Source organism: Paeniglutamicibacter sp. GQ140 (assembly GCF_059759235.1).
In genome coordinates this window covers 76,560-89,764 of record NZ_JCAXDW010000013.1, presented here as the reverse complement: position 1 = coordinate 89,764, position 13,205 = coordinate 76,560, and the positions used below count along the sequence as shown (strand labels likewise).

Below are 13,205 nucleotides of genomic sequence, written 5' to 3'. Positions count from 1 at the left end.
GTCCCCGGGGCGCTCAACCTCTGGCGGCGGTCAGGGGATGCCGAGGTCCTTGGAGTAGGGTGCCAGCATGGGACAACGAATCGCCTCGAGCGCCTCGGCATACTTAAGACAGCATGCTCACCAGCCGGTGGACTGGTGGCCGTACGGGGACGAGGCCTTTGCCTTGGCAGCGTCCCGCGACGTCCCGGTGTTCCTGTCCATCGGATACGCAGCCTGCCACTGGTGCCATGTGATGGCCCGCGAATCCTTTGACGACCCGGGGATCGCCGCCTACCTCAACGAACACTTCGTGCCCATCAAGGTCGACCGCGAGGAGCATCCGGCCGTCGACGGCGCCTACATGGCGGCAACCCAAACGCTCACCGGTGCCGGCGGCTGGCCCATGAGCGTGTTCACGCTCCCCGATGGCCGCGCCATCCATGCCGGAACCTATTTCCCACCGGTTCCCCGGCCGGGCATGCCCTCCTTCATGCAGGTGCTCGAGGCCGTCGCCGATGCCTGGGACAACCGCCGCGACGCCCTGGAACTACAGGCTGCCACGCTGGCCGACCATCTGGGCTCCGTCGCCGGCGGGCAGGCCAAGATGTTTTCCCTTGAGCTCCCGCTGCCCACCGCCGGTGCCGGATCGGTCCTGGCCCCGGTGCTGGGCACTGCCGTGCGGCGGCTGGCCGCGCTGGAGGATCCAACCGGCGGCTTCGGCCCGGCTCCCAAGTTCCCGCCGAGTGCCGTGCTGGACTTCCTGCTGCGGGCGTCACTGGGGCAGGGATCCGAGGCGGCGCAGGCCACCGGGCTGGCATCGCGGACACTGCAAACCATGGCCCGCAGCGCGTTGGCAGACCACGTGGGCGGCGGGTTTGCCCGCTATTGCGTGGATCCGCAGTGGAAGATCCCGCACTTTGAAAAGATGCTCTACGACAACGCGCAGCTGCTGGGTTTGTACGCCAGGGCGGCGGCGCAGCTGCCCGACGCCGAGGCCGCCGAACTCTGCCGCGTCTCGGCACGCGGCATCCACCGCTGGCTGGAGGAAGAAATGCGGCTTCCGGGCGGGGGATTCGCCTCCTCGCTTGACGCCGACACCGTCATGCCCGACGGCAGCCACCACGAGGGTGCCACCTACACCTTCAGCCGGGGCGAGGTCGCACGAATCCTCGGGGAGCCCGATGCCAGTGACTCGGGCCCAAGCGGTCAGCGCCCCGGGGCGCTTCCGGGTGCCGGAAACGTCTTCTGGCAGCTGTGGGAGGGCGCGCCGCTCCCGGCCGAGAACGCGCAGCAGGCAAGTGATCCCGCGCAAGACGTGCCGATGACCATTGCGCTGTCCCGCACCCCGACGCTTGCCGAATGGCCCGGGCTGGAGGCGGCCTTCAAGATGCTCGGCGCCGAGCGTGCGACACGGGTGCAACCGGGCCGCGACGAAAAGGTCGTTGCGGGGTGGAACGGCCTGGCCATCGCCTCGCTGGCCGAGGCAGCGGTGCTGCTGCGCGAACCGCGCATGCTCGCCACCGCCACCCGGGCGGCCGAATACCTGCACCGCGTGCACTGGGTTCCGGCGCGCGGCGAAACCGGGGCCGTGCTCCACCGCATCAGCCACCAGGGGCGGGCGGGCACCGCCATAGCCGCGGTCCTCGAGGACTACGCGGCGGTGGCGCTGGGATTCCAGCAGCTGGCTGTCGCCTCGGGGGACCGGATCTGGTTTGCCCGTGCGGACGATGTCCTCAGCGCCGCGCTGGAGATTTTCCTGGAAGGCGGTAAGCCGCAGGACAGTGCCGGGAACGATCCCCGGGTCCGGGCCATGCGCGGGGGCGCCGCCAGTGCGGAGGCCCTGGATGACGCGGTGCCGGCTGCCACCTCGCTGCTGGCAGCCGCCCTGCTGAACAGGGCGGGCCGCAGGCAGCTGGAGACCGGCGGCAACGCAGCGGAATCGGGGTCAGGCCCCGGCGAGGCCGACCTCGCGCTGGTTCGGATGCTGCTGGGCTTCGTCCCGGCGATTGCCGACCGGGCGCCCCACGGTGCCGGAAGCGCACTGGGCGTGGCGGCCCGTTTCGTCCACGGCTCAAGCACCGAGCTTGTGGTGGCCGGCGGCACCGATTCCGAGCGCCGGGCCGCGGTGCGCCTGGGGGTGCTGGCCGGCGTGGCCCAACTCGCCGGTGCAGGCGCGGAAAACGCGGCCTACCCGGCCGGGCCCAAGGGCCAGTTGCGGCTCTACGTGTGCCGCGGCGGCATCTGCCATGCGCCTGTCAGTGACCTGCCCGCATTGGCGGCCCTGTTCGTCCCGGGTCTCTCGCGACCCGCGCCGGGGCCCTAGGCGGTGCCGAGAACCGCGATGGCAATGGCGGTGAAGTGGCAGGCGAAGCCGATGAGCGTGAACGCATGGAAGAGTTCGTGGAACCCCAGGATTTCCGGGATGGGGTTCGGTGCCTTCATGGCATAGAACACCGCCCCTGCAATGTAGAAGGCGCCCCCGACGCAAATGAGGATCGCCGCGGACGGGCTGGCGGAAAAGAAGTCCCCGATGAACAGCAACGCCGCCAGGCCGAGCAACACGTACACCGGGGTGTAAAGCCACCGCGGTGCATCGGTGTAGAAGACCCGGAAACCGACCCCTGCCAACGCCCCGATCCAGATCGCGACCAGCAGGATGGTTGCGGACCTGGCCGGAAGCAGGGCCCAAGCGAGCGGGGTGTAGGAACCGGCGATCAGCAACATGATGTTCGTGTGGTCGATCCGCTTGAGCACGCGGGTGGTCTCCGGCGACCAATTTCCGCGGTGATAGAACGCCGACACGGTGAAGAGCAGCACCCCGGTGAGCGCGAAGACGGCACTGGTGATCTTCGCGGCGCCCGCCGGTGCCAGAACGACAAGCACGATGCCGGCGACCAAGGCCAGGGGTGCGGTGACCGCATGGATCCAGCCGCGCAGCAAGGGCTTGGACGGCTGCGCCGGAACCGGTGGCTGGGAGGGTCTGCCGGATGGTTGGGTCATGGACCCAGCCTAAACTACCAATCGGTAGCCTTGGTGGCCGCGGGCACCTGAAAGCCGCGGAACGTTCCGGCCGGAGGTCTTGCTCGGAGTATTCCCAGACGCAATGCCCGCGTCTTGGCGCACCGACGGGGAGGGAACCCGGTAGCGTTAAGTTGAACATGCAGCCCGTTGGCGGTTGCATGCCGCCCCGCCCCAAGCACAAGCAGGAGTATCGCCGTGGAACTACCGGGATTCGTCTACCGGCTCTATGAGCGGCGGTTGCGGGGAATGCTGACCCCGGAAAAGCTGCCCGCGCATATCGGCGTGCTCGTGGACGGGAACCGTCGCTGGGCCAAGCTGTCGGGACAGACCACGGCCAGCGGACACCAGGCCGGTGCCGACAAGATCCTGGAATTCCTGGGCTGGTGCCAGGAACTGGACATCAACCTGGTCACGCTCTACATGCTGTCGACCGACAACATGAGCCGTTCCAGCGAGGAACTCGACGCCCTGATGGGGATCATCGCCAACACCCTGGACCGTTTGGGTGAAACCAAGACCGTTCGCGTGAAACCCGTCGGCAACCTTGAACTGCTGCCCGACTACCTGGCCAACAAGCTGCGCGAGCTGGAGGCCTCCACCGCGCACGTCACCGGCATCCACGTCAACGTCGCGGTCGGCTACGGCGGCCGGCAGGAAATCGTCGATGCGGTCAAGGCGTTGCTGCTCCAGGGCCACGCCGATGGGCTGAATGCGGCGCAGATCGCCGAGGACCTCGATCCCGACCAGCTGGCCACCCACCTCTACACCAAGGGCCAGCCGGACCCGGACCTGGTCATTCGCACCTCGGGCGAACAACGCCTCTCCGGTTTCCTCACCTGGCAAAGCGCCTATTCGGAGTTCTACTTCTGCGAGGCGCTGTGGCCGGATTTCAGGCGCGTCGACTTCCTGCGCGCGCTGCGGGACTTCGCCGACAGGCAACGCCGCTTCGGCTCCTGACCCATGGTTCGGCCGGTGCGCTCCGCTGCGACATCCGGGCGTCGGCCAAGCTTCACCTTTTCTTAACCACGGCGCGGGCCGAACTCTAGGTTTGCCCGATGCATTCGGCGTATGTTGAGCGTAACGGGTGATGAAGCCGTCATTGCCCGCTGAACGGGGCAGCACTCCCCGCGAGGAGCCACAGTGGTAGCGAAACAGGAAAACCCATCAACCGCACCCGCCGACTCGGCAGCGACTGCCACCCAGATGGCATCGGCGGTAGGTACCCGGACCTTCGTCCTGGACACCTCGGTGTTGATCGCAGACCCCCACGCCATGTTGCGCTTTGCCGAACACCATGTGGTCCTGCCGCTGACAGTGATCACCGAACTCGAGCACAAGCGCAACGACCCCACGCTGGGCTATTTTGCCCGCGAGGCACTGCGGACCCTTGAGGACCTGGGCCGCAAGCACGGCGGGCTGGCCAACGACATGGAGGTCGGCAAGCAGGGCGGCACCCTGCGCGTGGAACTGAACCACATCGCGCCCGACGTCTTGCCGGTGGGGTTCCGCAACGCGGACAACGACACCCGCATCCTCGCCGTCGCAAAGGCCATGCTCGATGGGGGCCTGGATGTCACGTTGGTGTCCAAGGACATGCCCATGCGCATCAAGGCCTCGGCCATGGGCCTGACCGCCGAGGAATACCGCAACGAGCTGATCGCCGACTCCGGGTGGACCGGCGTGCACGAGATGGACGTGAGCCAGGAAGACATGTCGGCGCTCTACGCCGACGAGTCCCTGGAGCTCGAGGAGGCAGCCGAGCAGCCGGTGAACACCGGGCTGATCCTGCACTCCCCGCGCGGCTCGGCGCTGGGCAGGGTGGACCGCAACCACCTGGTGCGCCTGGTGCGCGGGGACCGCGAGGCCTTCGGGCTGCGCGGCCGCTCCGCCGAACAGCGCCTGGCCCTGGACCTGCTGCTCGACAAGGAAATCGGCATCGTTTCCCTCGGCGGCCGCGCCGGCACCGGCAAGTCGGCGCTCGCGCTGTGTGCCGGGCTCGAAGCGGTGATGGAACGCCGCGAGCACCGCAAGATCATGGTCTTCCGCCCGCTCTACGCGGTCGGCGGGCAGGAGCTGGGCTACCTGCCCGGCGCCGAGGCGGAAAAGATGAACCCCTGGGCGCAGGCCGTGTTCGACACCCTGGGCTCGGTGGTCTCCAAGAACGCCATCGACGAGGTCATGAGCCGGGGCATGCTCGAGGTGCTGCCGCTGACCCACATCCGCGGACGCTCGCTGCACGACGCGTTCGTGATCGTCGACGAGGCGCAGTCGCTGGAGCGCAACGTGCTGCTCACGGTGCTCTCGCGCATCGGGCAGAACTCCAAGGTGATCCTCACCCACGACGTGGCCCAGCGCGACAACCTGCGGGTGGGGCGGCACGACGGCGTCGCGGCGGTGGTCGAACAGCTCAAGGGCCACCACCTCTTCGGGCACGTGACCCTGACCCGCTCCGAGCGCTCCGAGATCGCCGCGCTGGTCACCGAGCTGCTCGAGGACCGCATCCACTAGCCGGGTGCAACCCCGGGGCGGTCCCGCGGTCCTAGGCCGCGGGCCCGCCACGGTGCCGTGCGTTGTCGCGATCCGCGGGTCCGGGGTGGTCCGCCAGCCCCGGGATCGGCCACAGCGGCGCCTGCCGCACATCGCTGAGCGAGGCCCGCGGCTGGGTGAACAACCCGTCGATCATGTACTCGTCCACGGCGATGACGGACACCCGGTGCTCGAGCCCCGCATCCGGCCCGTCAAGCACCTGGTGCAGCACGCAGATGCCGGTGGCCCGGTCGAGCCGCACCCGCGTGCGGCCCGGGCCCAGCAGCGGCGCCTCCGCATTGACCGGGGCATATGAATGGCCCCGGGAAAGTTCCGCCTCCAGGCATTCGCGGCCCGATTCGTCCGTGAGCCTGCGCAGCGCATGGATGGTGCTGGGGTGGGGGAAGGACATGTCGGCCGGGCCCGGGGCGAAACCGGCGACCTCGACCGGATCCAGGAACGCGCCCCACAAACCCACCGGCATCAGCTCGTTGCCATAGGCTGCCTCCGGTCGCCGGGAGACCAGGCCGTCGTCCCCGTAGACCGGGGCCAGCAGCTGCGGCGGCAACAGCCAGCTCTTGCGGGTCGCGGCCACGAAGCCGGCGTCGCGGGAGTCGTTGATGTGCTCGGTGCGGAAGAGCACCGTGCCGTCCTCCTCCTCGACGCGGATGGCGTCCGGGCGCCTGATGAGCACCGTGAGGTGCCGGGGGCGGCCGGGGGCGGCAAAGGCCAGCCCGCGGCGTTCCTTGTCGGTGACGCCGATCCGGATCTGGATGGTGTTCCACAGCCAGGGGGAGGAGCGGGCAAGCCGACGGAAGTGCCCCATGAGTTCCTTGCTCGGTGCCCGGTCGGGGTCGGGAAAAACTGCCGCACCATTGAGCTGATCCATGCCTTCAGTGTAGCGAGGAGCCACATCGCGTGCCTTTGCCCTGCAGGTGGCGTGCCGCCGCTGACAGCGGGGCCGCACACCGCGTAGGGTTTGGCCCATGCCGCAACAAATCCTGCACTGGTTTGCCGCCGACCCCGCCCTGGCCACTGTGGCCGGAATCCTGGCCGCGCTGGCCCTGGCGCTGTACCTCTTCAACGCCGTGCGACTGACCATTATCGACTTCAAGTCGCACCTGCTGCCCAACCGGATCCTGGGCCCGTGGTTCATTGCGGCGCTGGTGCTGCTGGGCGCGGCCGCCCTGCTGGCGGGGGAACCGATGGTGCTGTTGCGCATGGTCCTGGGAGCCGTCATCCTGTTCGCCGGCTACCTGGTGCTGCACCTGATTGCGCCCGCCGGCATGGGGCTGGGGGACGTGAAACTGGCCGCCGTGCTGGGGCTCTACCTCGGCTTCCTCTCCTACACCCACCTGCTGTGGGCCACCGCGTTCGCATTCATCATCGGGGCCCTCTGGTCGGTGGTGTTGCTGCTCGCCCGGAAGGTCACCCTGCGCTCCTCGGTCGCCTTCGGCCCGTTCATGCTGGCGGGAGCCGCCCTGGCCCTTGCCGTGGCGGGATAGCCGCCATGCCCACACCGGAATTCATTCTCCGGATGCGCCGGAAGATCGGCAACGACCCGTTGTGGCTGCCCGGGGTCAAGGCCGTGGTGATTCACGGGGGCCGCGTGCTGCTGGTGCGCCGGGCCGACAACGGGCGCTGGACGCTTCCGGCCGGCATCCTGGAGCCGGGCGAGGAACCGGCAGTCGCGGCGGTGCGCGAGGTGTTCGAGGAAACCGCGGTGCACTGCGCCATCACCCGCCTCGTCGGGGTGGCAACGACCGACGAGGCGGTCTACCCCAACGGGGACCGCGCGCAGTACCTGGACATCATCCTGGCCGGGGAATACCTGGGCGGGGAGGCGAGGGTCAACGACGACGAGAACCTCGAGGTGGCGTGGTTCGAGCTGGGGCAGCTGCCGGCACTGCCGCCCAAGCACCAACGCGCCATCGACTGGACCCTCGAGCCCGCCGAATCGGGCCACTTCATCACCGGCGGCCCCGAACCTGGCTGACACCTGACGCGAAAGGCGCCCCGCAGGTCCGCCCCTCCGGTCCCCGGGCGGGAATCGGCTGGTCTCCTGTGGGGCGCCAACGTGCGGCGACGGCGAAGGAACCTAGCCCTTCGGCTCCGAACCCGCTGTTTCCTCGGCGGAGGCGCCGGCGGAGACCTTCGCACCCGAGCGTGCCGCATCCTCCAGGGACTGTGCCTCCTCGCCGCCGATGGCCTCGCCGCGGGCCACCATGCCGGCGGTGTCCGAGAGCTTGACCTGTTTGAGGAAGAGCGCCAGCACGAAGGCGATGAGGATGAACGGGATCAGGTACCAGAACACCGGTGCCAGGGAATCGGCGTAGGCGTTGACAATGCCCTCGCGCACGGCCTCCGGAAGCTGTGACATGGTCTGCGGATCCAGGGTCGCGGTGGCGTTGCCGGCATCCGCGGCGTTGGCCCCGGCGCCGGTGAAGACCTCGGTCAGCTTCTCGGAGAGCCGGTTGGTGAACATGGCCCCGAAGATCGCCACGCCCAGGGACGCACCGACCTCGCGGAAGTAGTTGTTCGTGGAGGTCGCGGTGCCGACCATGGCGGGGTCCACGGCGTTCTGCACCACCAGCACGACGACCTGCATGATCAGTCCCAGGCCGGCACCGAACACGAAGAGGTACACGCAGATCAGCCACAGCGGGGTGGCTGCCGAAAGCGAGGTGAAGGCCAGCATGGCCACGGCGGTGACCAGGGCGCCGGCGATCGGGTAGCCCTTGTACTTGCCCGTCTTGGTGATCGCGATTCCCGAGAAGATGCTGGTGCCCATCAGGCCGACCATCATCGGGACCATGAGCAGCCCCGAAACGGCGGCGGAGGTGCCCGAGGACATCTGCAGGAAGGTGGGGACGAACGCGATGGCAGCGAACATGCCCAGGCCCAGGGTGAAGCCGATGGCCGTGGCGTTGACGAAGACAGGGTTCCTGAACAGCGACAGCGGGATGATCGGGTCCTCGGCGCGGGCCTCGGCGATCACAAAGAGCACGATGGCCGCGAGCATTCCCACGCCCCAGGCCCAGGTCTCGGGCGCTGCCCAGCCGTGGTTCCTGGATCCGCCGAAGTCGGTGAAGAAAATCAGGCAGGTGGTGGCGATCGAGAGCAGCAGCACGCCGGGCACATCGATCTTCTTGGTGGACTTCTTGCTCGGGATCGTCAGCGCGAACCAGGCGATCAGGAAGGCGCCGATGCCGATGGGGATGTTGATGTAGAACGCCCACTGCCAGGTCAGGTGGTCCACGAAGAAACCGCCCAGCAGCGGACCGGCCACGGCCGAGAGGCCGAAGATTGCACCCAGCGGGCCCATGAACTTCCCGCGCTCGGAGGCCGGGACGATGTCGGCGATGATGGCCTGCGAGAGGATCATCAGCCCGCCGCCGCCCAGGCCCTGCATGGCACGGAAGAACACAAACATCCAGAAGGTCCCGGCGAACGCGGCCCCCACGGAGGCAAGGGTGAACAGCGCGATGGCGATCAGGAACAGGTTGCGCCGTCCCATCACGTCGCCGAACTTGCCGTAGATCGGCATCACGATGGTGGTGGCCAGCAGGTAGGCGGTGGTGATCCACGCCTGGTGCTCGACCCCGCCGAGCTGCCCCACGATGGTGGGCATGGCGGTGGAGACGATGGTCTGGTCGAGGGAGGAGAGCATCATGCCGGCGATCAGCGCGGAGAAGATGATCCAGATGCGCCGTTGCGTCAGCAGCAACGGCGCCGGGCCCGGGGTGGGCCGGGACGCGGTGGTGGTGGACATGGTGGTTCCTTGCGTGTGGAGGGAAAGATGCGTGGCGGGGAGCTGCCGGCGGGTCAGGGTGCTGGATGCCGTTCGTCGGACGGGAGGTGCTGGTGGAAGAGTTCCCGGGTCTGGTGCAGGACGGAGAGGAATTCTTCCTCCAGCGATGGGCCGTCGGGAGCGGCCAAATAGCGCTCGATCGCCCGGTGGGTGGCAAATTGCAGGCAATGCAACAGCATGCCGATGCCGCTGTGGTCGGCCGCCACGCCTTCGCGCCTGGCCACCAGGGCGGTGAATTCGGCCTGGCGTTCCGGGCCGACCTTCATCATGCGTGCCAGCAGTTCCGGTTCGCGGTGCAGGATCGTGAAGAAGCCGTGGACACCGCGGATCTCGGACTCGTCCCGGCGCAGCTGTTCCAGCACGAGGGCAACCAGGTCGGCCAGCAGGGTGGGGGAGATGCCCACGGTGTCGGCGGGCCGGGCGTCCATGAACCGCTGAAGTGCCTCGGCGGATAGGCCGTCCTCCGAGTGCCCGAACACTGCATCGAGCTTGGTCGCGAAGTAGTTGAAGAAGGTGCGTCGGGAGATCCCGACCCGGGCGCAGAGTTCCTCGATGGTGAACCCGGCAAAGCCGTTTTCGGCCGTCAGCTCTCGGGCGTTCCGCGAGATGGACAGGCGGGTTTTCAGCATGCGGGCGCTGAGGCTAGGCGGGGTGGCCGGCTCGGCCGAAGCCTTTGTTGCACTATTCTTCACAGAGTGCAGTTTTGCACTAATCAAACCTCAGTGCAAATGTTGTGCCCGCGCCCACACCGAGGCGCGGCGCGGCGGCGCAGACACGCCGGGGGGCGGTGCACTGGGGACCAAACCCCGGTGCACCGCCCCCGCCAAGAAGAGCCCGTTCGTCCGACCGGTCAGTGCTTGCCGGTCATGGTGGTGACATCGAGCAGCTCGTCGAGCTGCGCCTCGGTGAGTTCGCCGCGCTCGACGAAGCCGAGGGCCACGGTCGCCTCGCGCACCGTGAGCCCGTCGGCGACCGCCTTCTTGGCGATCTTCGCCGCGTTCTCGTAGCCGATCAACTTGTTCAGCGGGGTGACGATCGAGGGGGAGGCCTCGGCCAGGAAGCGGGCGCGCTCCACATTGGCGGTGATCCCGTCGACCATCTTTTCCGCCATCACCCGGGTGGTGTTGCCCAGCAGGCGGATGGACTCGAGCAGGTTCGAGGCCATCACCGGGATGCCGACGTTCAGCTCGAACGCCCCGTTGGTCCCGGACCACGCGATCGCGGTGTCGTTGCCGATCACCTGGGCGGCGACCATGATCGCGGCCTCCGAGATCACCGGGTTGACCTTGCCGGGCATGATCGAGGATCCGGGCTGCAGGTCCGGGATGGCGATCTCGCCCAGCCCGGTGTTGGGGCCCGAGCCCATCCAGCGCAGGTCGTTGTTGACCTTCATCAGCGAGATCGCGATGTTGCGCAGCTGGGCGGAGGCCTCGATGAGCCCGTCGCGGTTGGCCTGGGCCTCGAAGTGGTTGCGGGCCTCGGTCAGCGGCAGCCCGGTGTCCTGCGCCAGCAGCTCGATGACGCGCTCGGGGAAGCCGTCGGGGGTGTTGATGCCGGTGCCCACCGCGGTGCCGCCCAGCGGCACCTCGGCCACGCGCGGGAGGGATGCCATGATGCGTTCGGCGCCGTAGCGCATCTGGGCGGCGTAGCCGCCGAACTCCTGGCCCAGGGTCACCGGGGTCGCGTCCATCAGGTGGGTGCGTCCGGACTTCACCACGTCCCTGAACTCGACGGCCTTGGCCTCCAGGGAGGCGGCCAGGACCTCGAGGCCGGGGATCACGTCGCCGAGCAGCCCGGCGGTCGCAGCGACGTGGACCGAGGTGGGGAACACGTCGTTGGAGGACTGTGACGCGTTGACATGGTCGTTGGGGTGCACCACGGTGTCGGAGCCGGCCGCCGTGAGCGCGCGGGTCGCCAGCTCGGCGAGCACCTCGTTCATGTTCATGTTGCTCGAGGTTCCCGAGCCGGTCTGGAACACGTCGATGGGGAAATGCGCGTCGTACTTGTTCGCGGCGACCTCGTCGGCCGCTGCCACGATGGCATGCGCGCGCTCGGCATCCAGCACCCCGAGCTCCAGGTTCGCCAGGGCGGCTGCCTTCTTCACCTGGGCCAGGGCCCGGATGTGCGCGGGTTCGAGTTTCTTTCCGGAGATCGGGAAGTTCTGGACCGCGCGCTGGGTCTGCGCCCGGTAGAGGGCGGCGGCCGGCACGCGGACCTCGCCCATGGTGTCGTGTTCGATGCGGAAATCTGCAGAAGTGTCCATGCCAGACACGCTACGCCGCATGCACGGCCTTCGGCAGTGGCCGGGCGCACAGTTCAGCCCAATGGCGAACGCGGGAATAAAAAGGCGCCCACCTGCAGCCCGTGGCACGGGCTGCAGGTGGGCGCAGCGGTTGCGGCTAGAGCACGCCGAAACCGGAGACCATTTCCGCCTTGCCCTCGGCCAGGCGGTAGGTCACCCCGATCACCGCGGTGCGGCCCTCCTCCACGGCCGAGGAAATGATGCGCGACTGTTCCACCAGGCGGTGGGTGGTCTGCTGCACGTGCTCCACCACGGTGGTGTTGACGTCGCGGATGCCGTTGCGCCTGGCGGTGATCACCGACGGGGTGATGTGCTCGACGAGATCGCGGATGAAGCCCGGGGGCATGGTTCCGCTTTCCACCGAATCGATGGTGGCCGTCACCGCGCCGCAGGAGTCGTGGCCCAGGACCACGATCAGCGGGACGTTCAACATGGCCACCGAGTACTCCAGGGAGCCCAGTGCCGCCGAGTCGATGACGTGGCCGGCGGTGCGCACCACGAACACGTCGCCCAGGCCCAGGTCGAAGATGATTTCGGCGGCGAGACGGGAGTCCGAGCAACCGAAGATCACGGCGAAGGGGTGCTGCTTGTCCACCAGGAACTGCCGGCGCAGCGCATCCTGGTTGGGGTGGTCGGTGTGACCGGCCACGAAGCGGGAATTGCCTTCGCGCAATTTCCGCCATGCCTGTGCGGGAGTCAGGTCAAGGTGGTCGACGGGGACGTCGGATTCATTCATGTTTTTTAGCTTAGACGCCCCGACTGCCCGGGTTGGCACGCCCTACGTTTCGTGAAGCCCGCAATCGGGGCGCGCCGAGGGGGTGCGCTGTGGCAATTCTCACACTTCCGTGCCGTATTCGACGTCCCGGCGGCGGACCCGCTACTTTGCGGGGATCTCCTGCTGGGCCAGGCGGGCCAGCGACTCAAGGGTGCCAAGGCCGCTGTCGCTGGTCAGCACGATGGTCGACTTGCCGAGCGTTCCGATCAGGATCTCGGATTTTCCCTTGGTGCGCAGCTCCCAGTCGGTCCCGTCCACCGCGTGGGTGCCGGCGAGGGCGGCATTCTCGGTCACCGCGGCCAGCCAGGACGGGTTGGCCCCGGCGGTCTGCCTGACCCAGACGAACTCGTCGTCCTTGGTGACCACCCCGAATTCCCAGAACTTGATCCCGTCGACGTTCCCGGTGATCCAGCGCGCGAAGTTCACGTAGTCGCCCTCGGGAAGGTTCGGTGCCCAGGGCGTGAAGTCGGCATCCGCGGCGGCCTGCGAGGCGACATCGGCAACGTCGACCGGGGCGCGGAAGTTCTCGGCCTTGTCGGGCGGGTTGATCAGGATGACGGGGATCGCCACGGCGACGGTGAGCAACACCGAGATGATCATGCCCTTGAGCGTCTGGTTGGCGCGCTTGGCCTGGGAGGGGGTCAGGACGGGCTTGACGGGCTGTTGCGCATCCTCCGGCGCCGAAGCGGAAACGTGCGTTGGCGCGTCGGCGTCCACGGGCGCCGGGGTGGTGGCGCTTGCGGGGGATGCTGCGGGTACGGCGGGGCCTTCGGGGTGTTCACTCACCCCTC

At 68.2% G+C, this 13,205-nt stretch carries 12 protein-coding genes; 5 read left to right on the top strand and 7 right to left on the bottom strand.

Annotated features, from left to right (window positions below; all coding sequences use genetic code 11):
* Positions 1 to 67 precede the first annotated feature (67 nt).
* Positions 68 to 2,302 (top strand): thioredoxin domain-containing protein, encoded by a 2,235-nt coding sequence (locus AC6CHY_RS16500; protein ID WP_217388641.1) that lies wholly within the window; start codon positions 68 to 70, stop codon positions 2,300 to 2,302.
* On the opposite strand, the gene trhA is transcribed toward AC6CHY_RS16500, so the two are convergent.
* Positions 2,299 to 2,979, bottom strand: coding sequence for a PAQR family membrane homeostasis protein TrhA (trhA, locus tag AC6CHY_RS16495; RefSeq protein ID WP_217388642.1), 681 nt, complete (start codon positions 2,977 to 2,979; stop codon positions 2,299 to 2,301). The two genes, AC6CHY_RS16500 and trhA, sit on opposite strands and share 4 nt — an antisense overlap.
* 216 nt (positions 2,980 to 3,195) lie before the next feature.
* Between trhA and AC6CHY_RS16490 the strand changes: the two genes are divergently transcribed.
* Both AC6CHY_RS16490 and phoH2 read left to right on the top strand, forming a co-directional pair.
* Entirely contained in the window at positions 3,196 to 3,957 is a 762-nt protein-coding gene (locus AC6CHY_RS16490; RefSeq protein ID WP_217388643.1) for an isoprenyl transferase, read from the top strand.
* Between the two features lie 246 nt (positions 3,958 to 4,203).
* Positions 4,204 to 5,508, top strand: a complete 1,305-nt coding sequence (gene phoH2, locus AC6CHY_RS16485; protein ID WP_254456026.1) for an RNA 5'-3' helicase PhoH2 — start codon at positions 4,204 to 4,206, stop codon at positions 5,506 to 5,508.
* Between the two features lie 31 nt (positions 5,509 to 5,539).
* Here the strand turns inward: phoH2 and AC6CHY_RS16480 are convergent, their stop codons facing one another.
* Positions 5,540 to 6,415, bottom strand: coding sequence for a hypothetical protein (locus AC6CHY_RS16480; RefSeq protein ID WP_217388645.1), 876 nt, complete (start codon positions 6,413 to 6,415; stop codon positions 5,540 to 5,542).
* A gap of 97 nt (positions 6,416 to 6,512) precedes the next feature.
* On the opposite strand from AC6CHY_RS16480, the gene AC6CHY_RS16475 reads away from it, so the two are divergent.
* Both AC6CHY_RS16475 and AC6CHY_RS16470 read left to right on the top strand, forming a co-directional pair.
* On the top strand, positions 6,513 to 7,031 hold the full coding sequence (locus AC6CHY_RS16475; RefSeq protein WP_217388646.1) for a prepilin peptidase: 519 nt from the start codon (positions 6,513 to 6,515) through the stop codon (positions 7,029 to 7,031).
* A 5-nt stretch (positions 7,032 to 7,036) separates the two neighbouring features.
* A complete protein-coding gene (locus AC6CHY_RS16470; protein ID WP_498227416.1) occupies positions 7,037 to 7,522 on the top strand; it encodes an NUDIX hydrolase in 486 nt (161 codons plus the stop codon).
* Between the two features lie 102 nt (positions 7,523 to 7,624).
* Here AC6CHY_RS16470 and AC6CHY_RS16465 read toward each other — a convergent pair whose 3' ends face one another.
* The 5 genes from AC6CHY_RS16465 to AC6CHY_RS16445 all read right to left on the bottom strand — a co-directional run bounded on the left by AC6CHY_RS16465 (position 7,625) and on the right by AC6CHY_RS16445 (position 13,200).
* On the bottom strand, positions 7,625 to 9,298 hold the full coding sequence (locus AC6CHY_RS16465; RefSeq protein WP_498227415.1) for an MDR family MFS transporter: 1,674 nt from the start codon (positions 9,296 to 9,298) through the stop codon (positions 7,625 to 7,627).
* 53 nt (positions 9,299 to 9,351) lie between these two features.
* Positions 9,352 to 9,966, bottom strand: coding sequence for a TetR/AcrR family transcriptional regulator (locus tag AC6CHY_RS16460; protein ID WP_498227414.1), 615 nt, complete (start codon positions 9,964 to 9,966; stop codon positions 9,352 to 9,354).
* A 221-nt stretch (positions 9,967 to 10,187) separates the two neighbouring features.
* Complete coding sequence (locus AC6CHY_RS16455; RefSeq protein ID WP_498227413.1) at positions 10,188 to 11,600, bottom strand: class II fumarate hydratase; 1,413 nt, start codon at positions 11,598 to 11,600, stop codon at positions 10,188 to 10,190.
* Positions 11,601 to 11,736: 136 nt separating this feature from the next.
* A complete protein-coding gene (locus tag AC6CHY_RS16450) occupies positions 11,737 to 12,375 on the bottom strand; it encodes a carbonic anhydrase (RefSeq protein ID WP_217388650.1) in 639 nt (212 codons plus the stop codon).
* A gap of 141 nt (positions 12,376 to 12,516) precedes the next feature.
* Positions 12,517 to 13,200: a DUF4245 domain-containing protein gene (locus AC6CHY_RS16445; protein ID WP_217388651.1), complete on the bottom strand. Its 684-nt coding sequence runs from the start codon at positions 13,198 to 13,200 to the stop codon at positions 12,517 to 12,519.
* Between the last annotated feature and the right edge of the window lie 5 nt (positions 13,201 to 13,205).

Coding starts and splice junctions, on each gene's coding strand:
- AC6CHY_RS16465 (WP_498227415.1), bottom strand. CDS start 9,298: ATGTCCACCACCACCGCGTCCCGGCCCACCCCGGGCCCGGCGCCGTTG.
- AC6CHY_RS16455 (WP_498227413.1), bottom strand. CDS start 11,600: ATGGACACTTCTGCAGATTTCCGCATCGAACACGACACCATGGGCGAG.
- AC6CHY_RS16475 (WP_217388646.1), top strand. CDS start 6,513: ATGCCGCAACAAATCCTGCACTGGTTTGCCGCCGACCCCGCCCTGGCC.
- AC6CHY_RS16480 (WP_217388645.1), bottom strand. CDS start 6,415: ATGGATCAGCTCAATGGTGCGGCAGTTTTTCCCGACCCCGACCGGGCA.
- AC6CHY_RS16500 (WP_217388641.1), top strand. CDS start 68: ATGGGACAACGAATCGCCTCGAGCGCCTCGGCATACTTAAGACAGCAT.
- AC6CHY_RS16470 (WP_498227416.1), top strand. CDS start 7,037: ATGCCCACACCGGAATTCATTCTCCGGATGCGCCGGAAGATCGGCAAC.
- trhA (WP_217388642.1), bottom strand. CDS start 2,979: ATGACCCAACCATCCGGCAGACCCTCCCAGCCACCGGTTCCGGCGCAG.
- AC6CHY_RS16450 (WP_217388650.1), bottom strand. CDS start 12,375: ATGAATGAATCCGACGTCCCCGTCGACCACCTTGACCTGACTCCCGCA.
- phoH2 (WP_254456026.1), top strand. CDS start 4,204: ATGGCATCGGCGGTAGGTACCCGGACCTTCGTCCTGGACACCTCGGTG.
- AC6CHY_RS16460 (WP_498227414.1), bottom strand. CDS start 9,966: ATGCTGAAAACCCGCCTGTCCATCTCGCGGAACGCCCGAGAGCTGACG.